The organism is Kitasatospora sp. NPDC023385, from assembly GCF_055664045.1.
Map to the genome: position 1 here is coordinate 499,879 of NZ_JBVOOL010000001.1, position 26,248 is coordinate 526,126.

Consider the following 26,248-nt stretch of genomic DNA (forward strand, 5'->3'; position numbering starts at 1 on the left):
GCATGAGAGCACCTCATGAGAGGGGCCATGAGCCCCGCTCATGGACCCACGGATGAGCCCAACTCATGAGACCGCCCCGTGAGTTCCTCTCACCGCCCACCGCCCACCTCCCGATCGAGGTCACCGGCAGGCCTGGGACGGGTTGTCCCTACACCGCTTCTGCGGCGATCCCCAGGTAGCTGGCGCGCAGCTCGGCGAGTACCGGGTGGGCGGGGTCGAGGGCGGTGCCGTCGACGGCCGCGACCGGCCGGACGCCGACGCCCGCGTTGACGGCGAAGGCGGCGGTGAAGCGGTCGAGCCCGGCGGCGGGCAGTGGTTCGCGGGACTGCGGGCCCTGGTACGCCCCGGACAGCAGGGCCTCGGTGACGCCGGGCAGACGCGGGCCCTCCGGCCAGACCAACTGGTCGCCGTCCAGGAAGCCGACGTTCCAGGTCGCGCCCTCGGTCACCCGACCCTCGGTGTCCACCAGCAGCACGTCGTCCCAGCCCGCGAGTTGGGCTTGTCGGCGGTGGTGGACCAGTCCGAACAGGCCGACGTGCTTCACCTCCGGCAGCTCCCGCCGGTACGCCACGGTGCGGACCCGCAGCGGGGCGGGCTCGACGGCCGGGGCCGGGCGGGTGGTGACCAGCAGGACGGGCGCGGCCGGGGCTGCGGGGCGTTCCAGGCCGAGCGCCGGGGCGTAGACGGTGACGCGGACGATCACCGGCGCACCGTCGGCGGGCAGCACCGCGCGGATCCGCTCCCGCACCTCCGTCCGGTCCAGCTCGGCGGCGAACAGCATCCGGCAGTCCCGGACCAGCCGGTCCAGGTGCAGCGTCAGGCCGCGGACCCGGCCCGCCTCGGCGCGGAAGGTGGTGAAGTGCCCGTAGTTGAGCAGCCCCAGCGCGGCCAGCCGCGCCGCGTCGGCCGGGGCGCCGTCGATCTCGATCTCAGCCATTCTCCGAGTCTGCCAGCTGCGGGGACGGCACCGAGGTCCTCGCCCCCTGCCCTCGCGCCTGGGCCGGCGCGGGGGCCTGCCCGATGGCCGGCCGGGGGTTCTGCAGCGAAGGCGGCGACCCGGGCGGCGGCACCGGGGGGTGCGCGGCGGCCGTGCCGCGCTCCGCCGTCCGGGCGGTCCGGGCGGTCCGGGCCGTCCGCTCGAACTCCTCGATCCGATAGGCCAGTCCCTCCGGCTCCCCCGCGTCCGCCCAGCGCCACGCCTCCGCCCACCACTGCGGGCCACGCACCAGCGGGAAGCCCGCCAGCGCCAGGTGCAGGGCCAGCGTGGAGCGCGCGTACTCGTGCACCCAGCCGTCGGCGCCCCGGTAGTCGGCCGTCTCGTCCAGCCGCAGTCGATGGCCCTCGCGGCCGGCCGCCAGTATCGGCACCCAGCCGCGCAGCCGGTCGGCGACCAGCAGGAGGAGTCGGCCGTCCTCCTCACGCACCTGATAGGAGGGGAGTTGGGGCATCCGCGCAAACGAGAGCGAACGCTTCCAGCCGACCACCCACAGCCCGCGGCGCAGGTAGTAGCGGACGGCCGGCCGCCAGGCCCAGTGCGCTTCCAGCCGGAAGCCGGGCAGGCCCTCGGCCGTGGCCGCCTGGTAGACCGCGTCCAGCGCGGCGGCGGCCAGCCCGCGCCCGCGCGCGGCCGGGCTCACGTAGAGCGAGGAGACGGCGAGTTGGCTCGGGCCCTTGGTCCAGTTGTCCACCGCGACGGTGCCCGCGACCGCCCCGTCGTGGTCCCGGATCCAGTAGCGGCGGCGGTACAGTTCCCCGCCCGGCCACTCCCGGCCGCTCTCCCCCAGCCGCTCGCGCCAGGCGCGCTCGGCCTCGGGCGCCAACCCGTCCGGGTCCACCAGTTCGCCCAGCTCACCCTCCACGATGGAGGCCAAGTCCCAGAGGACGAAACGCCGTTCGTCACCGCCGCCCCCCTCGTCCGCCACCCGCAGCCTCGGCCCCACCGCCAGCCGGTCCTGCGCCCGTTCCACCGCCGCATCCCACGACCTCACCACACGGCCACCATAGCGGCGCCCACGGACAATCCGTAATTCAGTGGACACCGAACGTCAGGTCGGGTACGAATTCGCCTGTCCGATCAGACCGGTTCCCACCGGCTTGTCCCGGGAGGATCCGTTCGGGGAGGGAGATCCCTATGCGTGGCATCTTCGTACGTGCCGTCGTCGGGGCGGCGCGCGCCGTGGCCGACAGGTTGACGCGCCTTCGGGGCCTGGTCCGCCGCGCTGGGCGCGGACCGGGGGCGGGGCCGGGTCAGCGCCACGGCCGCGATCACCATCGCGCCGCCGGCCAGGGCGTTCCAGCCGACCGGCTCCGCGAGGAACAGCGCCCCGATCCCGGTGGACCAGAGCGGCATCACGTAGGTGACGGCGGAGGCCACCGTGGTGCCGGCGGTCCGGACCAGGTCGAGGTTGAGCAGGTACGCCAGACCGGTACCGACGGCACCGAACACCAGCAGGGCGGCGGCCGGGCCGGCTCCGGGCCAGTGCGGGGCGCCCGCGGCGAGCGGCGCGATGACGGCCAGCTCGGCGGCGGCGCAGCCGATCTGCAGCACGGAGAGGACGGTGACGGACTCCGGCCGGCCGGCCAGGAAGCGCCGCAGGTAGGCGAAGCCCGCCCCGTAGCAGCAGGCGGCGGCCAGGAAGAGGAGCCCCCCGGCGGCCTCGCCGGAGCCGATGCCGCGCCAGATACCCAGCACCGTGAGCACGCCGACGAAGCCCAGGGCGAGGCCGGTGAGCCGGCGGGCACCAGGGCGGCGCTCGTCGGGGACGGTGAGCACCGCGAACAGCAGGGTGAACAGCGGCGTGGTCGCGTTCATCACCCCGGCGAGTACCGAGCTGACCCTGGTCTCGCCGAACGGCAGCAGGATGAACGGCACCGTGTTGAGCAGCACCGCGACCACCGCCGAGTGTCCCCACAGGGCCCGGTCGCGCGGAATCCGCTCACCGCGCACCACCAGGACCGCGCCCAGCGTGGCCGCACCCAGCAGGCACCGCCACAGCGCCACCCAGACCGGAGGCACCCCCGCGTCGACCGCCACCTTGATCAGGGCGAAGCTCGCACCCCAGATCGCCGACAGTGCCACAAAACCCGGCAACCAGATCCGCACCGCAACCGCCCCCGCATTCCTCCGCTGTTTCCTCCGTCTGGACAGAGCGTGACCCGACGTCCGACCATGAGTCCAACAAGTGGCACTCCCAGCTGGATGAGGAAGTCTCATGACCCGAGGTCGCACGGCCCAGGACGTCCGATGACCACGGAGGTCAACCTGGCGCAGCTCAGGGCACTGGTCGCGGTCGCCGACGCCGGCGGCTTCGGCGCGGCCGCCGATGATCTGGGCATCAGCCAGTCCGCGGTCTCGCACGCCGTCGGCGCACTGGAGAAGGCCCTCGGCGCACCCGTCCTGATGCGCGGCACCCCGTGTCGGCCCACCCCGCTGGGCGAACAGGTCCTGCCGCACGCCCGTACGGCCGTCGCCTCCGCCGCCGCCGTGCGCACCATCGCCACCCAACACACCGGCGGACTGACCGGCACCATCCGGCTGGCCGCGCCGACCACCGTCTGCCAGGCGCTGCTGCCCGGACTGCTGCGGGACTGGAAGGCCGCCTACCCGGAGGTCACCGTCCGCGTCTTCGAGGGCGACGACGCCGAGCTGGGCACCTGGCTGGAGGCCGGCACGGTGGACGCCGCCGTCCTGGTGGACGCGGGACCTCTGCAGCCCGGGGCGGTCTCCCTCGGCGCGGACTCGATGCACGCGCTACTGCACCGCGACCACCCGCTCGCCGGTCAGGAGAGCATCCACGTCACCGAGCTGGAGGACGATGACTTCCTACTCTCCGAGGGCGGCTGCGAGCGCCACATCCGCGAGGTGTACCGGCGGGCCGGCACCCGGTTCGCGCCCCGGCACCGGATCCGCGACCTCAACACCCTGATCGGCATGGTGCACGCGGGCGTCGGGGTCTCCGTGATGCCGGCGCTGGCGCTGACCATGCTCCCGGCCGACTGCGTGCTGGTCCCGATCCGGCCCGCCGTCCACCGGACGCTGACGCTGACGGGGCCCGCCAGTCGGCCGTGGTCCCCGGCGGTCAGTGGGCTGCTGGCGGGGGTGGGGGTAATGGCGAAGAGCAGGGCCAAGGCCGCGGCGTTGGCGGTGTCGCCGGGTTGAGCGGACTCATTGGGCACCGGCGGGAGGACCGGTGGAACTCCCCCGTCGATCCGGCCCGCGACGGCTGATCTGCCGCGGGCGGCTCGGCGACGGGCCGTCCAGGGCGAGCCGGCGGGACCGCATGGACCAGCCCGCGGAAGAGGAGGCTCAACCTCGCAGCCGGGAGCCCGCGCTGAACTCCGGCTTGGCCCAGCAGCACCACGTGCCCGCGCGGCACCGTAGCGCCCTCCACCACCGGGCGGACCGGCCGGGGGATCTGATCCCCCGGCAGCGCCGACAGCCGCTTCACCAGCAGTCGGTCGGGCTTGCGCCCCGCCAGGCCGCCGTCGGGCGCATGTTCGACCCCGAGACCACGACCCCCTTGATGACCGCGAGGACCCGCTCGCGCCCGCCCGGGTAGCCGGTGACCGCCTTGACGACGTCGGGCACCTGTTCCAGGCGCGGCCCGCAGGGCCCGGAGAAGGAGCCGACCACCGCCGAGGCCCCAGCCGGGTCCGCCCGGGCGACCTCGCCGTCCAATGCGGTGGCCGCCCGGAATTCCGGCGTCGGGGCGCCGTCCGGAAGCCGTTGTCGGGTACCGAAACTCCCGTCCGAATATTTCCGAAGGATGTTGGCGAACCATGCCAGGAGCCATGCGAATTGACTTTCCTTGCGAGCTCGAGCGTAAACAGCAGATTGGATCCGCCAGCGGTCGCGTGGGTGACGCAGGACGGCGCGGCGGCACAGGTCCAGGAGCAGCACTCCGTGACCTAAACGCCTCCGCGACATTCGCGTCGCGCCCGCCGGAAACCACACGGTCGACCAGGTTGAGAATCGCCTGAACCCTTGCGTTCTTCCGCTAGGGAAGGCGGATTGGAGAGGCCGTGCAGTTACTCACGAGATCTCGCGGGCCGAAGAGCCGACTGACCGTTCGAGGGCTTGCCCAGACCACGTTCGAAAGCCGTCAACACAAGGGAAATCGGAACGGGGGGATCCGTTCCGCTGGGTTCACCGTTCCCCTCCGCCGGGTCTTGACCCGCCCTGCGTGACAGGTCTATACCAGTGGGAGCCTGCGGCAACCACCCAACGCCCCCGGGCCGTTCGGCCTGCCGCCGCGCCACCCCCACCTCCGGCGCGTACGGGCGCTTCCCCCACCGCCGTTTCCTGGAAGGTCTCCGATGGAACGCGCTTTCCCCCCACACCCTGCCAACCCGGACCAGCCGGAACACCCCGCCAGTCCGCACGGCGCGCCGAAACACCGGCGTCGCTCCCGCCGGGCCGCCCTCTCCGTGGTCGCCGTGCTCGGCCTGGTCGCCGGAGGCGTCGCCGCCCTGGCCGGCACCGGTTCCGCCTCCGCGGACACCACCACCGCCACCACCGCCGTCGCCACCGGCCTGGGCAGCAACTGGTACGCCTCCGCGCCGTACCTGATGCCCGAGGACAACAGCCCGCCGGACGCCGCCGCCGTCATGGACGCCACCGGCCAGAAGGCCTTCCAACTGGCGTTCATCCTGGCCCAGGGCAACAGTTGCTCCCCCGCCTGGGGCGGAACCTCCTCGATCGACACCGACACCACCATGCCGAACGTCATCCAGACCATCCGCGGCAAGGGCGGCGACGTCTCGGTGTCGGTCGGCGGGTACGGCGGCACCAAGCTGGGTCAGGTCTGCGGCACGCCCGAGGCGACCGCCGCCGGGTACCAGAAGGTGATCACCAAGTACCAGCTCAAGGCGATCGACTTCGACCTGGAGGAGCCGGAGTACGAGAACACCGCGGCCATCCACAACGAGATCGGCGCCGCGAAGATCCTCCAGCAGAACAACCCCGGCCTGTACATCTCGATCACCACCGCCGGCACCAACGCGGGCACCGGCTGGTTCGGCACCCAGATGCTCAACGAGGCCAAGTCGCAGGGCTTCACGCCGAACAACTACTCGATCATGCCGTTCGACGGCGGCTTCAACGGCGCGGCGGCGCAGACCGACGCGCTGGTGAAGTTCAACCAGCTCCTGCAGACGACCTTCGGCTGGAACGAGGCCACCGCGTACGCCCACGAGGGCGTGTCGATGATGAACGGCCGCACCGACGCCGCCGAGTACTTCCGTCAGGCCGACTTCCAGACCGTGCTGGACTTCGCCACGGCGCACGGCCTGGCCCGGTACACCTACTGGTCCGTCAACCGGGACCGGCAGTGCCCGGGACCGGTGGATCCGGGGCTGTCCGGCTCCTGTTCCAGCGTGACGCAGAACGACTGGGACTTCACCAAGTACACGGTGAAGTTCGCCGGCGCGACCCCGCCCACCACCCCGCCCACCACGCCGCCGACGACTCCCCCGACCACACCGCCGACCACACCGGGCACCCCGGGCACCTGCACGGCCCCGGCGTGGAGCGCGAGCACCACGTACAACGGTGGCGCCAAGGTCTCGTACAACGGGCACAACTACCACGCCAAGTGGTGGACGCTCAACGAGGTACCGAGCGCCAGCGGCCAGTGGGGCGTCTGGGCCGACGACGGCCCCTGCTGACGGGACCACGCACGAACCCGCGCACCGGCCCACACCAACCCGCGCATGACGGCCCCGGGGTGCAAGGAACCAGGGCCTGAGCAGTAGGGAAGCCTGCCGGATCGTCGGGATCAACGCCCGGACCGACACTCGGTGGTGCAACGGCAGGAACCCCACTGGCAGGACAGCAGGGCGCCGCCCGTCTGGCGGGCGGCGCCCTCATCCGGTTCGTCCCGGTACCTGCGGGAGGAAACCGGATCCATCGCCGACCGGCTGCGGCGTCGGCAGTGTCGGCGGTGTACTGGCGGGCGTGGCGGACCGACGGGCTGAGCCGAGCTCGACAGCGACCCGGCAGTAGGCGCCGACCGCCGCCTCGAAGCGCGCGGACGCGTCGGCGGCGGGCTCGGGCAGCCCCTCGATCAGGTCGTGATGGGGGCGTGGGCGCGGACCATCAACGCCGCCGGGGCAGTCCAGGCAGTCCAGGCAGTCCGGCCGCCCCGACCACGGCGCACCAGGCCGCCGTCAGGCCAGGCCCAGCCCGGCGTCCGGCACCTTGCCCGCCTGCGCCTGCTCGATCCGTTTCACCAGCATCACCGCGAACCGCCGCGTCGCGGCCACGTCCACCGGGCCGCCCTCGGTGGTCACGCTCGCCACCACCGTGCCGGAGCGCACCACGATGCCGACGCCCTCGCCCTCGGCCAGCGGTCCCTGGAACGCCTGACTCTCGCTGCCCAGCGCCGGGGTGTCGATCTTCTTGAACGGCCCGGCGGCGTAGGAGGTGTACGTCTCCTTCAGCCGGTTCTTGGCCGCATCCCGGCTGGGCAGGGTCTCCACGATGAAGCGGGTGACGACGTCGCCCGAGGCGAAGCGGACCGACCCGCTGAGCGGCTTGCCGGTGCAGGGCGTGGCGGTGGTGCAGGTGACGGCGTGGTCGGCGGTGTCGATCTTGCGCTTCTCCTCCTGCCATCCGGCCATCGTCTTCGTGTCCGGCAGCACCTGGCCGACCACCTTGTCGTCCAGCAGCGCGCCTTCCAGGTCCGCCCCGGGCGTCTCCGCGGCGGCCGGCGTCGGCGCGCCCGCAGGAGCCGAGGCCGCCCCGGACGCGGCACCGGCCCCGACCGGCGCCGACGAGGGCGCGTCGGCGGCGGGCGCGGTCGCCGCTGCCGTGCCGGCGGCCGCCGCGGTGGTCGCGACCGCCGCACCCGGCGTCCCCGAGGCTGCTCCCTTGACGTCCTTCGACCCCCCGGAGGAGCACCCGGCCAGTACTGCCACCAGTACCCAGGTCGCCACCCCGGCGGCTATTCGCCGACCACCCATCCCCATCGCCCGCTCCCTCCGACTGTCAGTGCCCGCTCAACATAGCCGCAGCTCCGCCCCCACCCGCCGTCGGGCCCCGGACCCCGAACCGCGCCCCACCGCCGCACCACGGCCGCACCACCAACGCACCACCCGCCGGCCCCACCCACCCGACACCCCACCCCACCGCTCACCCCACCCCCGTCCAGTACCGTCCCCCTGGGTGCGACGACCGCCGACGGGGGCGACATGACGGACGCGACAGGCACGACAGGTACAACAGATACGGCTGACACGACAGGCACGACAGGCACGGGCAATCGACGCCCGGACCCGGCCCCGCTGGTCCGGGCGGCCCAGCAGGGCGACGCCCTCGCCCTGGACGAGCTGGTGGGTCTCCTGATGCCGTACGTCGGCCGGGTCTGCGCGCCGATCGCCCTGCAGGACGCACCCGATGCCGCCCAGGAGGCGATGATCGCGATCGTCCGGAATCTGCACCACCTCGACTCCCCCGGCGCGCTGTTCGGCTGGGCCCGGGCCATCGCCGCGCGCGAGGCCGTCCGGTTCGCGAGCCGAGGTGCTGTCTCCCTCGTCCGTGCCGCCACCCCGGACAGCACCGACCGGCCTGACCTGCGCGACGGCGAATTGGCCGCCGACATCCGCGACGTCCTGGAACGCCTGCCACCGGACCACCGGGCAGTCCTGACGCTCCGCCACGTCGAGGGTCTGGACGAGCGATCGGTGGCCGAGATCCTCGACCTTCCCCTCGGCACCGTACGTTCACGACTCTTCCGCGCCCGCCGGGGCTTCCGCACCGCGTGGATCAGCGAGGAGAGCTGACCTTCCAAAATTCCCGCCGGTCCGAGGGATTGTCCGCCCCTCCCCCGCCCTCTCTTATCCCGGAAGACGATCCGTCTTCCGCGAGCGCACCCCCGTCGCCTCCGGGAACACCACCCGGCAGCCGGAAGAGAGGCCCCGATGACCGACCCCGCCAACCGCCGCCCCCTCCCCCAACTCCCGGGCGTGCGGCACCACGACGTCGACGCCGACGGCACCCGACTGCACGTCGCCGAGACCGGTTCCGCCACCGGCACCCCACTGCTGCTTCTCCACGGCTTCCCCCAGCACTGGTACGCCTGGCGGCACGTACTTCCGCTGCTCGACGGGGAGTTCCGCCTGCTCTGCCTCGACCTTCCCGGCTTCGGCTGGTCGCAGGCCCCGCGCCGAACCGGATACACCACCGACGACCGGGCCCGTCTCGTGCTCTCCGCGCTCGACCGGCTCGGCCTGGAACGTGTCGGCCTGGTGGGTCACGACTGGGGCGCCTGGACGGGCTTCGAGCTGGCGCTGCGCGCACCGGAGCGGTTCACCGGCCTGCTCGCGCTCAACATGACCCACCCCTGGCCGCGACAGCGCGTCCTGCTCGGTACGGCCTGGCGGTTCTGGTACACGGCGCTGCTGGAGTACCCGGGCGTCGGCCGTCGGGTGGTCCGCCGTTACCCGGGCCTCCTGACGCACCTCCTCCGGCGGGCCGTCACCGACGAAAGCCCTTGGACCGACGATGTGTTGGCCGAGTACACGGCGGCGGGCAGCACCCCCGACGCCGCCTACGCCGCCGAACGGCTGCACTGGGGGTTCGTCGCCCGGGACATCCCCCGCCTCGCCCTGGGCCGCTACCGGCACCGCCGGCTGACCGTCCCCACCCTCCTGCTCGGCGGGGAACAGGACCCGGTGATCCGCCCCGCCCTGCTCTCCCCCGTCGGCGCGCGGGCGGACGATCTGCGGGCCGAAATCCTGCCCGGCTGCGGGCACTTCCTGCCGCACGAGCGGCCGGAAGAGGTCGCCGCCGCCGCCCGCCGGCTATTCCACCGCCGAGTCGCCCCCTGACCCGACCCTCCCCTCCAGCCGGTCCAGCAGCGCCTCGCCCCGCCGGTCGGCGAGCCCGCCGAAGAAACGCTGCACCGGGCCCGCGCCGGGCAACCGCAGCGTCGCGAGCAGGGCGAAGCGCGTCCCGTCGCCCTCCGGCACGGCGGCCATCCCACCGAGCAGCACCCGGCTCTGCATCAGGCACCATCCGCTGCGCAGCACGATCTCGAACCGCTCCCGGTGCCCGATCGTGCTGACCGCGATCCCCTCCAGCCGGTCCCCGCCGACCGCCTCGCCCCGCGACGGCCCGGCATCCCCCGGTGGCCCGACCTCGAAGGAGCGCAATCCACTGATGAGCCCGGGCAGTTCACCGGACAGGTCACTCGCGACCGACCACACCGCGTCGAACCCGGCCGCGAGCCGCCGTTCGGCGAACAGCGGGCGCCCGGCCCCGGCCGCTGCCAGCACCCTCAACCGCCGCACGGGATCCAGCTCGACCGTCGGCCACCCGTCCACCATCCCCACCCCTCCCAACGCCCGAAGCCCGAAGCCCGAAGCCCGAAGCCCGCCCGGCACGGTACCGCCCCCAGCCCCCCGGAACGCCGACGGGGCGGCGACCAACCGGTCACCGCCCCGCCGACAGTCCGCGTAATCCGCGCGATCCGCGCAATCCGCGCAGACTCCGCGCGACCCACTCAGCCCGATCAGACCGCCGGAGCCGGGTAGGTCGGGTACTCGACGCCCGAGATGTACTGAACGACCCGGGCGACCTGGCACGAGTAGCCGAACTCGTTGTCGTACCACAGGTACAGGATCGCGTTGTCGCCCTCGACCTTGGTCGCGCCGGCGTCGACGATCGAGGCGTGGCGCGAGCCGATGAAGTCGCTGGAGACCGCGTCGGGCGAGTCGATGAAGTCGATCTGGCGCTTCAGCGGCGAGGTCAGCGACACGTTGCGCAGGTACTCGAGGACGTCCTCGCGGTTGGTCTCCCGCTTCAGCTGGAGGTTGAGGATCGCGATGGAGACGTCCGGCACCGGCACGCGGATCGAGCTGCCGGTGATCTTCGCCTTGAGGTCCGGCAGGGCCTTGGCGACGGCCGAGGCGGCACCGGTCTCGGTGATCACCATGTTCAGCGGCGCCGAGCGGCCGCGGCGGTCGGCCTTGTGGTAGTTGTCCAGCAGGTTCTGGTCGTTGGTGAACGAGTGGACGGTCTCCACGTGGCCGCGCACCACGCCGTACTCGTCCTCCATCGCCTTCAGCGGGGGGACGATGGCGTTGGTGGTGCAGGAGGCGCAGGACAGGATCCGCTCGTCCGGCTTGATCATGTCGTGGTTGACGCCGTGCACGATGTTCGGGACGTCGCCCTTGCCCGGGGCGGTCAGCACGACCTTGGCGATGCCGGGCTGCAGGTGCTTCGACAGGCCCTCGCGGTCACGCCACCTGCCGGTGTTGTCGATCAGGATCGCGTCCTTGATCCCGTACTCCGTGTAGTCGACCTTGGTCGGGTCGTCGGAGTAGATCACCGCGATCTCGTTGCCGTTGGCGATGATCTTGTTGTTCGCCTCGTCAACGGTGATCGTGCCCTGGAACTGCCCGTGGATGGAGTCACGGCGCAGCAGCGAGGCCCGCTTGACGAGGTCGTCGCCACCACCGTTGCGCACGACGATGGCCTTCAGCCGCAGGCCGTTGCCGGAGGCCTTCTCGATCAGCAGCCGCGCGACCAGTCGGCCGATGCGGCCGAACCCGTACAGCACGACGTCCTGGGCGGACCGGCGCTCCAGCTTGTTCTCACCGGTGGCGCCGGCAACGGCCCGGGCGGTGAACTCCTCGACCGACAGGCCGTGGTCGTCCGCCCGGTACGTCGCGGCGAGCATGCCGATGTCGATCTGCGAGGGGCCGAGGTCCAGGGTGGTCAGTGCGCTCAGGAACGGCATCGTCTCGGTGACCGAGAGCTCTTCGCCCGCTATCTGCCGGGCGAAACGGTGCGTCTTGAGGATGCTGACCACCGACTTGTTCACCAGGGACCGGCTGTGGAGCAGCACGGTGACGTCCCGCTCCCGGTGCAGTCGCCCGATGATCGGGATCATCGACTCCGCGATCTCCTCGCGGTTCTTCCAGTCCGTGAACACGTCGTCGTTGACAGTCACAAGTCCATCTTTCGAGCTGAGGGTGTTGCCCACATGGTAGCTTCGCCCGCTCGCGCCCCAGCGGCCGGTCCCACCCTGCGCCCCGACCCCCCGGCCCCCGACCTGCGCTTTCCCTCGGCGCCCCACGCCGCAAGGTGATCACCGCCACCCCGTCAGGCCCGGTGCCCGGGCGGAGTTGCCCGGGGTGGGGTGGGGTGGGGTAATGGGAGGCGGCCGGTGTTTGAGCGTTGCGCGAGAGACCCGGGAGCAGGAATGACCGGTGGTCCCGAACCCATCAGTGCTGAGGGCCTGCGTGCGGTGCAGGAGGAGTTGGCGCAGCTGCGGGCGGATCGGGGGGAGGTGGCCGCGACGCTACGGGGCGTGGAGCCGGTGGGGGACCGGGCGGATGCGGCGGACGAGTTGCAGCGGGCGTCGGAGGTGACGCGGCTGGACCGGCGGATCGCCGAGTTGGAGGAGCGGCTGCGGGAGGCGTCGGTGGCCGGGCCGCCGTCCACGGAGGTGGTGGGGATGGGATCCACCGTCACCGTGCGGTTCGCGGACGGGGCGGAGGAGACCGTCGAGATCGCGGAGCTCGCCGAGGAACGGGAGTTGACGCTGGTGACGGCCGACAGCCCGCTCGGGAAGGCGCTGCTCGGGCGGCACGTCGGGGAGACGGTGAGGTACGAGACGCCGGGCGGCGCGGCGAGTGCCGTCGTCCTGGCGGTCGGCGACCAGGCTTAGCCCTGTGGCTTGGCCTGGGAGGTCAGTGGCCGCACGTCGAATCGGGAGTCCCGATCGTGCGGTCGTGGGTTCCGGTCAGGAAACCAGGCCGGCCAGGGCGCCGGCATTACTCGGTGGCCGACTGTGGACGCGAAACGCGCGAGGATTCATCCGTGGAGTCCGTCACGATGGAGTCCGCCACGATGGGGACCACCACGACGGGGATCGCCACGACGGCGACCACCACGACGGCGACCGCCGCGACGCGCTGTTCGTACCGACCACCCGCTAGGAGCCGACGACCATGGGCCGAGTGACCGTACCGCGCAGGGTGCTACGCCTGCGCCAGGGCACGCCCTCGTACCGCCCCGACACCCTGGCCGCCGAGGAGCCGATGGAGATCCGGGTGGACGGGCGGCCGCTGACCGTGACCATGCGCACTCCCGGCAGCGACTTCGACCTGGCGGCCGGCTTCCTGGTCAGCGAGGGCGTGGTGCACGCCGCCGACCAGGTGACCGGCATCCGCTACTGCGCGGGCGCCACGGCCGACGGCGGCAACACGTACAACATCGTCGACGTCGTGCTCGCCCTCGGTGTGCCCGCCCCCGACGCCTCGCTGGAGCGCAACTTCTACACCACTTCCTCCTGCGGCCTGTGCGGCAAGGCCAGCCTGGACGCGGTGCGCACGACCGCGCCCTGGAGCGTCGCCGAGGACGGGCTGCGCGTGACCCCCGAACTGCTCGCGGCCCTGCCGGACCGGCTGCGCGCCGCCCAGAAGGTCTTCGACAGCACCGGCGGCCTGCACGCGGCCGGACTGTTCGACGCCAACGGGCGGCTGCTCTGCCTGCGCGAGGACGTCGGCCGGCACAACGCCGTGGACAAGGTGGTCGGTCACGCCCTGCGGGAGGGCCTGCTGCCGGCCCGCGGCTCGGTGCTGATGGTCAGCGGCCGGGCCTCCTTCGAGCTGGTGCAGAAGGCCGTGATGGCGGGGATCCCGGTACTCGCGGCGGTCTCCGCGCCCTCCTCGCTGGCTGTGGACCTCGCCGAGGAGAGCGGCCTGACCCTGATCGGCTTCCTGCGCGGCGACTCGATGAACGTGTACACCCGCACCGACCGCATCCGACTCCCCGACGCGAGCAAGAACGAGAACGCGAACGCGAAAGCCCAGGAGAACGCGAACGGGAAGAACGAGGCCCTGATCGCAGACGCGGCCGAGTAGAGGACGAGGCCGGCGGCCCTCGGCGTCGTCAGTCCGTGGGCTGGGGCGTCCAGCGGTGCAGGCCCTTGCGGTCGTAGTAGTGGGTCATGCCGAAGCCGAACGCCAGGGCCAGCACCACGCCGATGGCGATCATGACCCAGCCGCGGGCCAGCCCGGCGTCCCCCCGGGCGTCGAAGAACAGGATCGCCCGGATGCCGTCGCTGAGCTGGCGCATCGGCTCGAAGACGCTCAGGAATCGGTAGAAGCCGGGCACCGCCTGCAGGGGGACGGTCGCGCCGGAGGACGGCAGGGCGAGCGCGATGAAGACGAACATCGACACCAGCTGCCCGATCCCGCCGAACGCGGCGTTGATCGCCTGCACTCCGAGGCCGACGGCGAGGCTCGCGCAGAAGGCGAAGAGCCAGAGCATCGCCTGGTGCGGGGCGTCCATGCCGAGGATGCCGACCGTGCACAGCAGCACCAGGGAGGTGGTGATCAGCATGATGCCGGCGGTCATGACCATCTTGAGCAGCAGGGTCTGGGTCCGGTTGATCGGGACGGTGGGGCGGCGGGTGTGCCAGGGGCCGATCTCGCTGTCGCTGTAGCCGAGCGCGCCGTCGACGCCGTTGTGGATGATGTTGCCGCCGATGAAGCCGGTCAGGACGGCCAGCAGCGTGAAGTAGAACGCGCTCAGGCCGAGTCCGCTGTGGCTGCCGATCGGGTGGCCGACCTGGGTGGTGACGGCGATCGGGTCGGCGAGCAGCAGCCGGGCGGTGGCTCCGGTGTCCGGTCCCGGGGCGGGTGTGGCCGGCAGGGCGGCCAGCAGTTCCCGGCCGGCGGCCTGGGAGGCCAGGTGGGCGGCGTTCTGGGCGATCTGTGCGGCGAGCGAGGAGCCGAGGCTGCCCAGGCCGGGGTTGGTCAGCACAGTGACGGTCGGCCGCTCCGTGGCTCCGCCGGTGACCAGCGCGGTGGCGGCGGCGGTGAAGTCCTTGGGGACGAGCAGCGCGCCGTAGACCTTGCCGGAGGCGAGCTCGTCGCGCACCCCGGCCTCGTCGACCTGCCGCCACGCGACGGTGCCGGCGGGGGTGCCGGCCACGATCGCCCTGGTCAGCCGGGTGCCGAGGTTCTCCGGCTGGCCGGGTGGCGGTGCGCCCTGGTCGGCGTTCACCAGGGCGATCGGCAGCCGGTGCAGGTGCCCGGTCGGGTTGACGATGCCGCCCATGTAGAGCAGCGAGAGGACGACGGCCAGCAGGCCGCACAGGATTCCCGGGAAGAGCCACAGCTTCGGGTTCCGCGCGAGCGCCAGCGCCCTCGCTTGGCGGGGAGCCTCCTGGGAGCCTGTGGTCGCCATGCCACCCCTCGGGTTCGGGCACAACCGGTGCCGCTGTGGGTACGGCGGGTAGTCGTTCCGTAGCGGCCGGAGGGCCAAACCCGCGTCACCCGGGTGGCTGCCGGGGGCTGGCGAGGGTGCGGGCGGGGCTGCCTGGACAGCGCGGCGGCGTGCCCGACCGCCCGGGCGGGCCGGTACCCACCTCTACCCGTCAGCCCGCGCCGCCGTACGCCCCCCGCCCTCGACGCGGGTCAGCGGACGTCGACGGTGAAGTGCCGTTCGACCTGGTCGCCGGCGCCGGCGTGGTTGGGGTTGTGCAGGGTGATGGTGGTGCGGCCCGGGTTCGGGCCGGCGCGGAAGACGAAGTAGTAGCGGCCGCCGGAACCGGCGGAGCCGGTCGCGCCGACGAGGTCCTTGAGGCCGAAGTTCTTCACGTACTCGTCGCCCACGGTCCCCACGGCGGCCGGGTCGGGCGCCGGGTCGGCGACCGTCCAGATCTGGCCGGTGACCCGGTGGGCGCTGACCTCGACGGAGAACAGTTCGCCGGGCTTGACCGCCAGGTCGCCGGAGGTCGCGGTGAACACCGTGCCGTGGTCGAGCTTGCCCGTGGTCATCTTGTGGACCACCACCGCGCCCGCCACGCCCGCGACGGCCAGCAGGGCGACGGCCGCGATCAGGATCCGGCGCCAGGTCACGGGTTCGCCTCCCGGTGGGTGACCCGCAGCGCCAGGACGGCGGCGACGGCCTCCAGCCACCGGGCGACCAGCAGGTCCCCGGTCGTGTCCCCGACGACCATCGCGGCCGCTTCCAGCCAGCCGCGCGCCACCGCGGCCGCCGGTGCGGGCAGCGGCTCGGGCAGGGCGGCCGCGTAGCGGGTGCCGCCGGAGCGGACCACCTCGCCGAGGAAGACCAGGGCGCGCGGCAGGACGCCGAGCCGGTCGACGGTGATCGCGGCGGCCACCGCGCCGTCGCCGAACAGCGTGGAGCGGTGCGGGCCCGGGTTCGGGAGGCCGAAGCGCAGCAGGACCTCGACGTCCAGTTCGGCCAGCCGGGCGTCGCTCATCGGCTGCGGAGCCGGCTGCCGAGCCGGTTGGGGGGACGGTTGGGGGGTGGTGCTCACTGGGGCCTCACTTGGGCATCTGGACGTGGTCGGCGATCGGCATGTTGCCGCCCTTCGCCGCGCCCTCCATGTGGTTGTTGACGAAGTCGCTCTCGCTCACCCAGGTGGTGTAGCCCCAGGGGTTGTAGATCTCCAGCTGGTCGCCTCGGTGCCCGATGATCATCATCTGGTGGCCGTCCGGGCGGAACCAGGTGTCCTCCTTGACGCCGATCGGCACCGGCTTGCCCTGGTCGACCGCCGATTCGACCTGGGCCAGCACGTCCTTGCGCTGCTCCGGGCCCTCCAGGTCGACGGTGTGGTAGCCGGCCCCGGTGTGCTTGCCGATCTCGTCGTTGGCGGCGTCCTTGGACTCCCCGTTGCTCATGCCGTCCTGCCACTCGTTCCACCAGTTCTTGGTGTCGTAGACGCGGTCGGTCTCCTTGAGCCAGCGGTCGTAGGCGGCCTGGCCGTTGTCGTACTTCGGGTCGCCGGGGTGGCCGCCGGTGGTGAGCTGGAGGGAGAAGAGCGGGTCGACGATGGCCCGGGCGGTGACGGTCGAGCCGGCCACGCAGGTCGGCTTGTCGCCCTGGTTCCACGCCACGCCCAGGTAGGAGGTGTCCGACTTGTTCCCGGAGGTGGAGTCGATCTGCACCGGGGACAGGCGCTGGGCCAGCCAGGACGGGTCGCCGGCGTGGTCGTGGATCTGGTCGTCGAAGGCCTTGACCTCGTCGTAGCTGTGCCCGGCGGCCAGCGCCTTCATCAGGTAGGCGCGTTCCTCGGGGGACTTGCTGCCGGCCAGCAGCTGGTCGAAGCGGGCGCGGTCGGCGTCGCTCATCTTGTCCATGAACTGGCCGGCCCGGGTCACGTCGTTGGCGGTGAGGATGTTGCCGAACTGGTCGCTGCCGGCGACCTCCGCGTCCGCGATGACCAGCTTGTCGGCCGCGCTCAGGCCCTTGTTCTTGAAGCGGGCGGCCAGTGCCTTGTCCGCCAGAGCGTTCAGCTCGCGGGCGGCGGCACGGCCGGCGTCCTCGGCCTTCACCGCGGCATCGAAGATCGACTTGATGCCGTCCTTCGCCTTGCCGTGGGCGGTGTGCATCTTGTCGTCGTCCCAGTTGATCGGGTCCGGCGCGCCCGCGACGGTGATGTCGTGCAGCAGTTTCAGCGCCTCGCTCAACGGCTCGTGGCCCTGCCCGTGCAGCGCCTGCGCCTCACTGAGCGCGGACGCCAGCGTGTTCAGCTGGTCCCGGCCCTTGCCGAGCATGTCGCGGCAGCGCGTCAGGTCGTCGGCGGAGGCCTTGACCACCTCGGCCGCCTTCTCCCCGACCTGCCCCGTCCACGCGTCCGGCAGGTGCTCGGCGCCGACCCGGGCCACCTTCACCTGGATCTCGTCCAGCTGACTGCACGCCGTGGTGTAGGACGTGGCGAGCTGGCCGAGCTTGCCCGGGTCGCCCTTGGGGGCGGGCAGCTGCAGGGCGTCGTGGACGGCGTACTTGAGGTCCCCGGCGCCCCACATGCCGTGCGAGTCGTCGATGGTCTTCTTGAGCCGCTCCGCCTGCTCGCGCTGGTTGCCCAGGTTCCCGAACGGGCGGAGCGGGTCGATGCTGTGGTCGGGCACGTCACGCCCCCTGCTGCTGGTACTGCTGGCCGACGCCGTGGTCGGTGGTGCTGTAGTTGGCCGCCGTGGTGTGCACCTTGCCGCCGAGGTCGTTCAGCGCGTCGACGTTGACGCCCAGCTCGTCCTGCCAGGCCGTCCAGAACGCCTTGGCCGCGTCGCCCGCGCCGTACTCGCCGAAGGTCCCGTCGCCGGACATGCCCAGCTTGCCCAGCGCGTCCTTGACCGAGCCCACGTCCGTACTGGCCGCGATCAACTGGTCACCCGCGTCCCCGAGCTTGTCCGGGTGGGCGCTGAAGCCCGCCCCGGCACCGTCGCCACTCATCAGCCGTCCCCCGATCCCCGGCCCGCCCCGCGCAGACCGGCGGTCAGCATAGCGGCAGTTCTGCCGCCACCCGGAGGCCTGGACACCGGCTTGAAAGGCTGGTCGCACAACCCGCCCGATCTGCGCGGAACGATCACAGGATCAAGAGGATTCCTTGGTGAACCTGGTGAACCTGGTGAACCTGGTGAACCTGGTGAACCTGGTGAACCTGGTGAACGTGGTGAACGTGGTGAACGTGGTGAACGTGGTGAACGTGGTGAACGTGGTGAACGTGGTGAACGTGGTGAACGTGGTGAACGTGGTGGACCTGGTGACCGTGGTGGACCTGATGAACCGTCCACCTTCCCCGGGGCTCCCGGACTTCCTCCGCTTTCGCCTCAGCCCTTCTCTACGTCAACCTCGTTGACGTAGCCTGCGGGCATGAGCGACCGCGTAGTCCCGGAACCCCGCCGGAAACGGCGGCGCCCCACCAAGCAGGGCACCGTCCTCTCCGCCGGACTCATCGTCGACACCGCGATCCGGCTGGTCGGACAGCACGGCGCCGAAGCGCTCACCGTCCGGCGGCTCGGCGCCGCGCTCGGCGCCGACCCGAGCGCGGTCTACCGCTACTTCCACAGCACCGACGACCTGCTGATCGCCATCGCCGACGAACTCATCGGCCGCGCCCAGCAGGGCTGGCAGCCGACCGGCGACTGGCAGGCCGACCTGCGCGCCATCGGCCTGCGCATCCACGCCAGCTACCAGGCCCACCCGCAGGCCGCCCTGCTCGCCGCCCACCGCACCACCGGCCGCACCCACGAGATCGCCGCCGTCGAAACCATCCTCGGCATCCTGCGCACCGCCGGCTTCCCGGACCCGGAAGCCGTCCGGATCTACCACGCCTTCGTCGACCAGAGCCTCGGCTTCGCCGCCCTGGACGCGGCCGCCCTGGCCCTCCCCGCCGCCGCCGCGACCGCCGACCTCGAGGTCTGGCAGGCCTCCTACGCCCAGCTCGACGCCGCCACCCACCCGCACATCGCCGCCACCGCCCACCTCCTCACCACGGACATGCGCCGCAGCGGCTACCCGTACGCCCTGGACCTCCTCCTCGACGCCGCCGGGGCCCGGCTCGCAGCCTCGCTCTGACGCCAACTCGGTTCGCGGCGAAGCAGCGACTCGTAGCTCTTGACGACCTCATACAGCTCATCGGGCGGGAGGGACCAGAAATACTCCTTGTCGAGGGCGATGGCATCGCCTCCGCGACGACTTCGACATGGCGCAGCACCACGTCGAATCGTGATCGTCGGCCGGAGCGCTGACGCCGTGCGCGAGCCCATGCGGTCCACCACCGGCGGCCACCACCGGCGGGCACCGCGGCCGGCGGGCACCGCGGCCCGGCTCAGTCCGCCGCGTACACCGGCTCTCCGCCCACGTAGGTACGCAGCACCCGGGCCTGGGCGATCTCGTGAGCCGGGCCGGTGAGGATGTCCCGGTCGAGGACGACCAGGTCCGCGAGCCGCCCGGCCTCCAGTACGCCGGCGTCGTCGTGCCCGTTCACGTACGCGGACCCGGCCGTGTACGCGGCGATCGCCGTGCCGAGGTCGAGCCGCTGCTCGGGGAGGAAGACCCGCCCGTCGGTGGCCCCCGGCTCGCTCCGGTTGACCGCCACGTGCAGGCCCGCCAGCGGGTCCGGGCTGCTGACCGGCCAGTCGCTGCCGGCCGCCAGGGTGGCGCCGGCGCGCTGCAGGTCGCCGAAGGGGTACTGCCAGGCGGCGCGTTCCGGGCCGAGGAAGGGGATGGTCAGCTCGTCCATCTGCGGTTCGTGGGCGGCCCACAGCGGTTGGATGTTGGCGATCGCCCCGAGTCGCGCGAAGCGGGTCAGGTCGTCCGGGTGGACCACCTGGAGGTGGGCGAGGTGGTGCCGGGCTCCGCTCCGCCCATTGGCGGTCCGGGCGGCCTCGACGGCGTCCAGTGCCTCCCGGACAGCCCGGTCGCCGAGGGCGTGGAAGTGGACCTGGAAGCCGAGCGCGTCCAGCTCGGTGACGTATCCGCGCAGTGCGGCCGGATCCACGAAGCTGAGGCCGGAGTTGGCGGTGGCGCAGCCGCAGCCGTCCAGGTAGGGGCTGGTCATCGCGGCGGTGAAGTTCTCCGCGATGCCGTCCTGCATGATCTTCACTGAGCCGGCCCGGAACCGCCCGTGGCTCAACTCCTCGCGCCGCCGGACGAGTTCGGGGATCTGTTCGGAACCCTGGTCGCGCTGCCACCAGAGCGCGCCGGTCACCCGGGCGGTCAGCCGGCCGGAGCGCGCCGCGGCGAGGTAGGCGTCGGACGGGTCCGGCTGGCCGTTGAACTCGCCGAGCAGCGCGTCCTGCCAGCCGGTGATGCCGAGCGAGTGCAGCAGCCGCTGCGCGCGCAGCAGCCCGTCCAGCCGGTCGGCGGCGGTGGAGGGCGGCACCAGCCGGGCGACCAGGGCGGTGGCGCCCTCCTGGAGCATGCCGCTCGGGGTGCCGTCGGCCTCGCGCTCGATCCGCCCGTCGGCGGGGTCGGGGGTGTCCCGGGTGAGGCCGGCGAGTTCCAGCGCCCGGGTGTTGGCCCAGGCGCCGTGGTGGTCCCGGTTGGTCAGGTACACCGGCCGGTCGGGGACGACGGCGTCGAGCAGGCCGCGGGTCGGCAGGCCGCCGTCGAAGCTCTCCATCGACCACCCGCTGCCGGTGATCCACTCCTGCCGGGGGTTGGCGTCGGCGTACGCCCGGATCCGCTCCAGGTAGTCGTCGACGCCGACCGTCCCGGTGAGGTCGCAGGCGGCCAACTCGGCCCCGCCGAAGACCGCGTGGATGTGCGCGTCCTGGAAGCCGGGCAGCAGTAGCTTGCCGGTGAGGTCCACGACTTCGGTCCTCGGCCCGATCAGTTCGCGGACCTCGTCGTGCCCGACGGCGGCGATCCGCTCGCCGATCACCGCCAGGCCGCTCGCCCGGGTGCGGGCGGCGTCGCCGGTGTGCACGGGCCCGTTGGTGAAGACCAGGTCGGCCTCGGTCATGGGTGGCGCTCCGTTCCTGTTTCTCGTGCCTGTTGCTGCTCTGTTGGCGCTGTGTTCTTGCTCTGCCACTGCCCTGCCGGCGTGGGGGGCGGCGACGGCTTCCTCCTCACCGGAAGTACGGTGAGCGCCGCCGCCAGCGGGCCCAGGCCGCTGCCGGCAGCCCGCTGACGATCATCAGCGTCACCACGGTCAGCTCGAACCACCCGTTGCCGGCGGACAGTTCGAAGTGGTCGGCGGAGTCGTAGAAGCTCCAGGCGAGGTAGCCGCCGACGGCGAGCAGTGCCGCCGCGCCCAACAGCGGGCCGACCACGGCGCGCAGCCCCTCCACGGGGTTCGTCCGCAGCAGTCCGCGGAACCGTACGGCGGCCGCGATGGCGGTGAGCGCGTAGTAGAGGGCGACGATGATGCCTATCGCGTTGACGGCGGCCGAGATCAGGTCGTTGACGGTCGGGATGGCGACCGAGGCCAGGGCCAGCGCGGCGGCGATGCCGGTGATCAGCAGGGTGCCGACGGCGGGGGTGGCGTGCCGGGGGTGCAGCCGGGTCCAGACCGGGCCGAGCACCCCGTCGCGCCCCATCGCGTACATGCCGCGGGCGGTCGGGATCACCGAGGACTGCAGCGAGGCCACCGCGGAGAACATCAGGGCGATCAACGGGAGCGCGGCGAGCGGCTGGTGGGCGAGCCTGGCCCCGAAGTAGGCCAGCCCGTGCGCGCCGTTGTCGGCCAACTCGCCGGGCGGAAGGACCCGTTGGAAGGCCGTGCCGGCGAGCAGGAACAACAGCATCATCACCACCAGGGCGATCATGCCGCCCCGGGAGGCGTCGCGCGGGTCGCGCACCTCCTCGCCGACGCTGAACACCGACTCGAAGCCCCAGTAGCAGAACACCGCCAGCACCATGCCCTGCGCGACGGCGTCGAAGGAGGGGATGTCGAAGGGGTTGAACCACTGCGGCGAGAACGGCTGGTCGCCCGCGAACAGCCCGTACCCGCAGAAGCCCAGCAGCACGACGTACTCGAACACCAGCAGCGCCTTCTGCAGCCGGGCCGCCAGGTCCAGCCCGCGCACCGCGACCAGCGCGGCACCGACCAGGACCACCAGCCCGAGCAGGGTGCACTGGACGGTCGAGTCCGCGTCCAGCCGCAGGCCCGCGACGCTGCGCAGGTGGGCCTGGTCGAGCAGCTGCACGACCGACGAGCCGGTGACGGTCGTGGTGTACGCCATGAAGACCACGGTCCCGACGGTGTTCACCCACCCGGTGAGGAACCCCAGCCAGGGGTTGAGGATCCGCCCCACCCACCGGTAGCTGCTGCCGGCGTCCGGCTCCACCGCGTTCAGCCGCCCGTACCCGCCAGCGATGGCGAGCACGGGCAGGAAGGCCAGCAGCATGATCGCCGGAAGGTGCAGGCCGACCACCCCGGCCATCAGGCCCAGGCCGATCCCGATGCTGCTGGTGGCAGCCGTACTGGAGGCGGCGATCGCCGCACCGTCCAGCAGGCCGATGGACTTCTGCATGCCGGCGGGGGATCCGCCCGCGTTCGCTCTCGGGCCGCTGCCCGTGTCCTTCACCGTCGATGCCAACGGATCACCGCCTTGGTCGTGGGGGGTGCACGCGTGGGGGAACGCACGCGCCGGAGGGAAGGCGCGTGCGGGGTGCGAGCCATGAAACCGGCGGCGCCCCCACACGTCAATGCCGTTGTCGTAAGGCGGGAAGGCGGGAAGGCGGGAAGGCGGGGCGGCGGGGAGACCGGGCCTTCCAACGCCGGGGGCCCACGACGCAACAGCGTCGTGGGCCCCCGGCGTTGTGCGCGCCCTCAGGGATCAGAGGAAGCGCCAGAGGTGGTCGGTCGTGCCGTTGTCGTCCCACAGGAGGATCTGGGCGCCCGGGGTGGTGGAGGCGCCGGTGACGCCGAGGACGCGGCCGCTCGTGGCGGACTGGATGCGGAAGGTGTCGCCGCCGCCGTGTCGTAGGCGCCACCGGTGGCCGGCGGTGCCGTCGTCGGTCTGCTGGACGATCCGGGTGCCGTTGGCGGTGCCGGCGCCTTCCACGGCAAGTACCTTGCCGCTGCTGGAGTTTCGCAGCCGCAGGTAGCCTCCGGTGTCGATGGCCGCGGTCCACAGGTGGTCGGCGGTGCCGTTGTCGTCCCACTGGATCGCCGGTGCGCCGTCGGCGGTGGACATGTTGAGGATGCCGAGCAGGAGTCCGCTGGCGACGTTCTGGATGCGGCGGGTGCCGCTCGGTACGAACCACCACCGGCTGGTCGCCGTGCCGTCGGCCGCGGCCTGGACGGCGAGGGCTCCTTGGGTGAGGGAGCCGCCGGCGATGCCGAGTGGCTTGCCGCTGTTGGCGTTGCGCAGTTCGTACGCGCCGTCGGCCGCCTCGACGACGGACCACCGGTGGTCGGCGGTGCCGGTGTCCGACCACTGGAGCACCGGGGCGTTGTCGGCGGTGGACATGTTCTGCACGCCGAGGACCTTGCCGCTGTTGGCGTTGCGCAGGCGCAGCGCGGTGCCGTCGGCCACGGGCACCCAGTCGTGGTCGGTGGTGCCGGAGTCGGGCCACTGGAGGGCGGACGCGCCGTCCGCCGTGGACATGTCCCGGATGCCGAGCACCAGTCCGCTGGCCGCGTTGAGCAGGCGGAATCCGGCGCTGCCGGTGCTCCCGGTACCTCCGGTGCTCCTGGTGTTCCAGTAGACGGTGTAGTTGAAGCCCTGCGCCTCGTGGAACGGGGTCAGGGCGACGGGCGAGCCGTTGGCGGTCGCGGTGAAGGCGAGCCCGGTCGTGCCGGTCCGGGCGATGGACGCCGGGTCGAGGGCCGGCAGGTCGGTGAGGGCGGTGCTGCCGTAGTTGCCGCACAGGACGACGGGGCCGTAGGTGATCGCGGCGATGTCCGGGTTGTCGTTGGCGGCCCGGAGTGCGGTGTGCATGGGGAGTTTGACGGTCACGGTGTCGCCGGAGGTCCAGGAGCGGGTGACGGTGGCGTAGGTGCCGGGCGTGGTGGCGGTGTTCTGTGTCGTGCCGTTGACGCTCACGGTGGCGCCGGCGGCCCAGGCGGGGATGCGGATGCGCATCGACCAGGTGCCGTCGGCGCTTCCGGTGACCCGGAGCGTCGTGGTGTCCTCGGCGGGGTACGCGGTGGACTGGGTGATCGTGATGCCGCGTTCGGTCCAGTTGAGGACGGTGGGCAGGAACAGGTTCACGATCAGGGTGGTGCCGTCGTGGAAGTAGACGGAGTCCGCCAGCTTGGTGTTGGACTCCATCCCGGTGCCCTGGCAGCACCAGAAGGTGTCGTAGTCGGTGCTCCAGGTGCCGCCGCCCCAGGCGGGGCCCACGCCGCGGCGGCCGCCGGGTTTGAGCGGGGTGAAGTAGGTGACGTGCCCGTGGGGGTCGGCGGGGTTCTGGGCGCCGACGACGTGGTTGAGCAGGGTGCGCTCGTAGAAGTCGAAGTACGTGGCCTGCTGGGGTTCCAACTGCCACAGTTCGCGGGTGAGTTTGAGCATGTTGTACGAGTTGCAGAGCTCGCAGGTGTCGTTGGTCAGGTAGCCGGCGATGGCGTCGGGGGCGCGGAAGTGCTCGGCCTGGCTGTTCCCGCCGATGGCGTAGCTGTGCGAGGTGGTGCAGGTCGTCCAGGCGTGGGAGGCGATGTCGTGGTAGCGCGCGGTTCCGGTGGCCCGGTACTCGCGGGCGGCGCCGATCCACTTGGGCACCTGGGTGTTGGCGTGCAGGCCGTTCAGCTGGTCCTGGCCCGCGGCGAGCGGGTCGAACACGGCGGCGTGGTCGAAGCGTTGGGCGACCGTGAGCCAGCGCGCGTCCCCGGTCTGCAGGTGGAGGTCGGCCAGGACCTCGTTCATCCCGCCGAACTCGACGCCCATCAGTGACTGCATCTGGCTGTACCCGAGCTTGCCGGTGCGCTGGTCGACCCAGCCGGCCAGCGCCAGGAGCACGTCCCGGGCCTGGGTGCTGCCCGTGAGGCGCCAGACGTCGAGCAGACCGGCCATGGTCTTGTGGACGCAGTAGTAGGGGACGTTGCCGTTCTGGAGCGTGCCGGACTCCAGCTGGGTGAAATCCGCCTCGGGGAAGCCCGAGAGGTAGCCGGGGGTGAATCCCGCGGCGGCGTTGTTGGCCTGGCACTTGGCCAGTTCGGCCACCATGTGGTCGGCCTTGTCGCGGCAGACGGTGTCGCCGAGTCCGGCGTAGGCCTGGGCCCAGGCGCTGAGGAAGTGGCCCTGCACGTGGGTCCGGAAGGGGAAGCCCGGGGCGTCCCAACCGCCCGGCGCGACGGCCGCGTTGGTGGACATCCGGTGGTTCGCGCGGAAGTTGTACAGCAGGCGGTCGACGTCGACGAAGCGCAGGTAGGCCACGGTCCGGTTCTGATTGTCGAGCCATCGGCCGCCGGTGAGCCGGACTTGGCCGAGGTCGAACGGCAGCGTCGTGGTGCCGACGGCGGCGGCCTGCGCATCCGGGGCGGCGAGGCCGAGACCGACGGCCGGCGCGACGGCCAGGGCGCCGGTCGCCTTGAGCAGACTGCGGCGGCTCAGGGGAGGGGGCAGCATGGCTGACCTGGTCCTTTCGGGAGGGGGCCACCGTGCGCGGGCGTTGTTAGCGCTAACAAAAATTCCCGGGGCAGGGCAACTCGCGGGCTTGGGGCGGGGGTTCGCCGTCATCACGACATCTGGCGTTAACAGGGGTGTGACGTTTATAGCCCCGGCGCGCCGGGCGTGTCCAGGGTCCGGTGCGGGCCGCCCCCGGCGCCGGCGGGCGGCACCCGCCTGGCCCGTCGGCACGACAACGGAGTCGCCGTACGGTCCGAGGTGCGAAAAATGTGCACACCGGCAGGATTCGATGCGCGACGTCTTGACGGACTCCCCGACGGGTGGCCACAGTGATGGCCGTCGCGGCGCCCCAGGCACCCCTCCACCGAACCTGTGCATCGCCGCTCCCCGGCCGAAATTGTTAGCGCTAACAAAACAGATTGTCCGCGCCCCTCACACCTTCATTCCCCCACCTCCCAAAGGA

The 26,248-nt window shown here is 72.2% G+C and carries 23 protein-coding genes; 8 read left to right on the forward strand and 15 right to left on the reverse strand.

Going from position 1 to position 26,248, the window contains the following annotated elements; genetic code table 11:
- Positions 1–148: 148 nt before the first annotated feature.
- The 3 genes from AC0B61_RS02205 to AC0B61_RS02215 all read right to left on the reverse strand — a co-directional run bounded on the left by AC0B61_RS02205 (position 149) and on the right by AC0B61_RS02215 (position 3,091).
- Positions 149–937, reverse strand: coding sequence for an aminotransferase class IV (locus tag AC0B61_RS02205; protein ID WP_471738678.1), 789 nt, complete (start codon positions 935–937; stop codon positions 149–151).
- On the reverse strand, positions 930–1,991 hold the full coding sequence (locus AC0B61_RS02210) for a GNAT family N-acetyltransferase (protein WP_471738679.1): 1,062 nt from the start codon (positions 1,989–1,991) through the stop codon (positions 930–932). Before AC0B61_RS02210 ends, AC0B61_RS02205 begins: the two co-directional genes overlap by 8 nt.
- A gap of 83 nt (positions 1,992–2,074) precedes the next feature.
- On the reverse strand, positions 2,075–3,091 hold the full coding sequence (locus AC0B61_RS02215) for a DMT family transporter (protein ID WP_471738680.1): 1,017 nt from the start codon (positions 3,089–3,091) through the stop codon (positions 2,075–2,077).
- 153 nt (positions 3,092–3,244) lie between these two features.
- On the opposite strand from AC0B61_RS02215, the gene AC0B61_RS02220 reads away from it, so the two are divergent.
- The gene (locus tag AC0B61_RS02220) at positions 3,245–4,159 is read left to right on the forward strand and encodes a LysR family transcriptional regulator substrate-binding protein (protein WP_471738681.1); all 915 of its coding nucleotides are present in this window, start codon (positions 3,245–3,247) and stop codon (positions 4,157–4,159) included.
- A 285-nt stretch (positions 4,160–4,444) separates the two neighbouring features.
- Here the strand turns inward: AC0B61_RS02220 and AC0B61_RS02225 are convergent, their stop codons facing one another.
- Positions 4,445–4,678, reverse strand: coding sequence for a hypothetical protein (locus tag AC0B61_RS02225; protein WP_471738682.1), 234 nt, complete (start codon positions 4,676–4,678; stop codon positions 4,445–4,447).
- A 638-nt stretch (positions 4,679–5,316) separates the two neighbouring features.
- On the opposite strand from AC0B61_RS02225, the gene AC0B61_RS02230 reads away from it, so the two are divergent.
- Positions 5,317–6,666, forward strand: coding sequence for a chitinase (locus AC0B61_RS02230; protein ID WP_471738683.1), 1,350 nt, complete (start codon positions 5,317–5,319; stop codon positions 6,664–6,666).
- 501 nt (positions 6,667–7,167) lie between these two features.
- Here the strand turns inward: AC0B61_RS02230 and AC0B61_RS02235 are convergent.
- Entirely contained in the window at positions 7,168–7,935 is a 768-nt protein-coding gene (locus AC0B61_RS02235) for a hypothetical protein (RefSeq protein WP_471738684.1), read from the reverse strand.
- A gap of 255 nt (positions 7,936–8,190) precedes the next feature.
- On the opposite strand from AC0B61_RS02235, the gene AC0B61_RS02240 reads away from it, so the two are divergent.
- Both AC0B61_RS02240 and AC0B61_RS02245 read left to right on the forward strand, forming a co-directional pair.
- The gene (locus tag AC0B61_RS02240; RefSeq protein WP_471738685.1) at positions 8,191–8,781 is read left to right on the forward strand and encodes an RNA polymerase sigma factor; all 591 of its coding nucleotides are present in this window, start codon (positions 8,191–8,193) and stop codon (positions 8,779–8,781) included.
- Between the two features lie 138 nt (positions 8,782–8,919).
- Entirely contained in the window at positions 8,920–9,828 is a 909-nt protein-coding gene (locus AC0B61_RS02245; protein WP_471738686.1) for an alpha/beta fold hydrolase, read from the forward strand.
- Here AC0B61_RS02245 and AC0B61_RS02250 read toward each other — a convergent pair.
- Positions 9,802–10,326 (reverse strand): SRPBCC family protein, encoded by a 525-nt coding sequence (locus AC0B61_RS02250; RefSeq protein ID WP_471738687.1) that lies wholly within the window; start codon positions 10,324–10,326, stop codon positions 9,802–9,804. The genes AC0B61_RS02245 and AC0B61_RS02250 overlap by 27 nt on opposite strands.
- A 185-nt stretch (positions 10,327–10,511) precedes the next feature.
- Positions 10,512–11,954: a glyceraldehyde-3-phosphate dehydrogenase gene (locus AC0B61_RS02255; protein ID WP_471738688.1), complete on the reverse strand. Its 1,443-nt coding sequence runs from the start codon at positions 11,952–11,954 to the stop codon at positions 10,512–10,514.
- A gap of 252 nt (positions 11,955–12,206) precedes the next feature.
- On the opposite strand from AC0B61_RS02255, the gene AC0B61_RS02260 reads away from it, so the two are divergent.
- Positions 12,207–12,674, forward strand: a complete 468-nt coding sequence (locus AC0B61_RS02260) for a GreA/GreB family elongation factor (protein WP_471738689.1) — start codon at positions 12,207–12,209, stop codon at positions 12,672–12,674.
- Positions 12,675–12,957: 283 nt separating this feature from the next.
- Positions 12,958–13,872, forward strand: a complete 915-nt coding sequence (gene fdhD, locus AC0B61_RS02265; protein WP_471738690.1) for a formate dehydrogenase accessory sulfurtransferase FdhD — start codon at positions 12,958–12,960, stop codon at positions 13,870–13,872.
- Between the two features lie 28 nt (positions 13,873–13,900).
- Here fdhD and AC0B61_RS02270 read toward each other — a convergent pair whose 3' ends face one another.
- The 5 genes from AC0B61_RS02270 to AC0B61_RS02290 all read right to left on the reverse strand — a co-directional run bounded on the left by AC0B61_RS02270 (position 13,901) and on the right by AC0B61_RS02290 (position 18,217).
- A complete protein-coding gene (locus AC0B61_RS02270) occupies positions 13,901–15,202 on the reverse strand; it encodes a YhgE/Pip domain-containing protein (protein ID WP_471738691.1) in 1,302 nt (433 codons plus the stop codon).
- A gap of 230 nt (positions 15,203–15,432) precedes the next feature.
- On the reverse strand, positions 15,433–15,876 hold the full coding sequence (locus tag AC0B61_RS02275; protein ID WP_471738692.1) for a protease inhibitor I42 family protein: 444 nt from the start codon (positions 15,874–15,876) through the stop codon (positions 15,433–15,435).
- Complete coding sequence (locus AC0B61_RS02280) at positions 15,873–16,301, reverse strand: hypothetical protein (protein WP_471738693.1); 429 nt, start codon at positions 16,299–16,301, stop codon at positions 15,873–15,875. Before AC0B61_RS02280 ends, AC0B61_RS02275 begins: the two co-directional genes overlap by 4 nt.
- A gap of 7 nt (positions 16,302–16,308) precedes the next feature.
- Positions 16,309–17,895, reverse strand: a complete 1,587-nt coding sequence (locus tag AC0B61_RS02285; RefSeq protein WP_471738694.1) for a peptidoglycan-binding protein — start codon at positions 17,893–17,895, stop codon at positions 16,309–16,311.
- A 1-nt stretch (position 17,896) separates the two neighbouring features.
- Positions 17,897–18,217 (reverse strand): hypothetical protein, encoded by a 321-nt coding sequence (locus AC0B61_RS02290; protein WP_471738695.1) that lies wholly within the window; start codon positions 18,215–18,217, stop codon positions 17,897–17,899.
- A 157-nt stretch (positions 18,218–18,374) separates the two neighbouring features.
- Between AC0B61_RS02290 and AC0B61_RS02295 the strand changes: the two genes are divergently transcribed.
- The gene (locus AC0B61_RS02295) at positions 18,375–18,623 is read left to right on the forward strand and encodes a hypothetical protein (protein ID WP_471738696.1); all 249 of its coding nucleotides are present in this window, start codon (positions 18,375–18,377) and stop codon (positions 18,621–18,623) included.
- 14 nt (positions 18,624–18,637) lie between these two features.
- Positions 18,638–19,342, forward strand: a complete 705-nt coding sequence (locus AC0B61_RS02300; protein WP_471738697.1) for a TetR/AcrR family transcriptional regulator — start codon at positions 18,638–18,640, stop codon at positions 19,340–19,342.
- A gap of 253 nt (positions 19,343–19,595) precedes the next feature.
- Here the strand turns inward: AC0B61_RS02300 and AC0B61_RS02305 are convergent, their stop codons facing one another.
- The 3 genes from AC0B61_RS02305 to AC0B61_RS02315 all read right to left on the reverse strand — a co-directional run bounded on the left by AC0B61_RS02305 (position 19,596) and on the right by AC0B61_RS02315 (position 25,782).
- Positions 19,596–21,233: an amidohydrolase gene (locus AC0B61_RS02305; protein WP_471738698.1), complete on the reverse strand. Its 1,638-nt coding sequence runs from the start codon at positions 21,231–21,233 to the stop codon at positions 19,596–19,598.
- Positions 21,234–21,339: 106 nt separating this feature from the next.
- Positions 21,340–22,746, reverse strand: a complete 1,407-nt coding sequence (locus AC0B61_RS02310; RefSeq protein WP_471738699.1) for an APC family permease — start codon at positions 22,744–22,746, stop codon at positions 21,340–21,342.
- A gap of 306 nt (positions 22,747–23,052) precedes the next feature.
- Positions 23,053–25,782 (reverse strand): beta-L-arabinofuranosidase domain-containing protein, encoded by a 2,730-nt coding sequence (locus tag AC0B61_RS02315; RefSeq protein ID WP_471738841.1) that lies wholly within the window; start codon positions 25,780–25,782, stop codon positions 23,053–23,055.
- Positions 25,783–26,248: the final 466 nt, after the last annotated feature.

Bases quoted from the DNA above. Each gene is read 5' to 3' on its own strand.
- AC0B61_RS02250 (WP_471738687.1), bottom strand. From the start codon at position 10,326: ATGGTGGACGGGTGGCCGACGGTCGAGCTGGATCCCGTGCGGCGGTTG.
- AC0B61_RS02220 (WP_471738681.1), top strand. From the start codon at position 3,245: ATGACCACGGAGGTCAACCTGGCGCAGCTCAGGGCACTGGTCGCGGTC.
- AC0B61_RS02260 (WP_471738689.1), top strand. From the start codon at position 12,207: ATGACCGGTGGTCCCGAACCCATCAGTGCTGAGGGCCTGCGTGCGGTG.
- AC0B61_RS02305 (WP_471738698.1), bottom strand. From the start codon at position 21,233: ATGACCGAGGCCGACCTGGTCTTCACCAACGGGCCCGTGCACACCGGC.
- AC0B61_RS02205 (WP_471738678.1), bottom strand. From the start codon at position 937: ATGGCTGAGATCGAGATCGACGGCGCCCCGGCCGACGCGGCGCGGCTG.
- AC0B61_RS02230 (WP_471738683.1), top strand. From the start codon at position 5,317: ATGGAACGCGCTTTCCCCCCACACCCTGCCAACCCGGACCAGCCGGAA.
- fdhD (WP_471738690.1), top strand. From the start codon at position 12,958: ATGGGCCGAGTGACCGTACCGCGCAGGGTGCTACGCCTGCGCCAGGGC.
- AC0B61_RS02300 (WP_471738697.1), top strand. From the start codon at position 18,638: ATGAGCGACCGCGTAGTCCCGGAACCCCGCCGGAAACGGCGGCGCCCC.
- AC0B61_RS02240 (WP_471738685.1), top strand. From the start codon at position 8,191: ATGACGGACGCGACAGGCACGACAGGTACAACAGATACGGCTGACACG.
- AC0B61_RS02310 (WP_471738699.1), bottom strand. From the start codon at position 22,746: ATGCAGAAGTCCATCGGCCTGCTGGACGGTGCGGCGATCGCCGCCTCC.
- AC0B61_RS02245 (WP_471738686.1), top strand. From the start codon at position 8,920: ATGACCGACCCCGCCAACCGCCGCCCCCTCCCCCAACTCCCGGGCGTG.
- AC0B61_RS02290 (WP_471738695.1), bottom strand. From the start codon at position 18,217: ATGAGTGGCGACGGTGCCGGGGCGGGCTTCAGCGCCCACCCGGACAAG.
- AC0B61_RS02270 (WP_471738691.1), bottom strand. From the start codon at position 15,202: ATGGCGACCACAGGCTCCCAGGAGGCTCCCCGCCAAGCGAGGGCGCTG.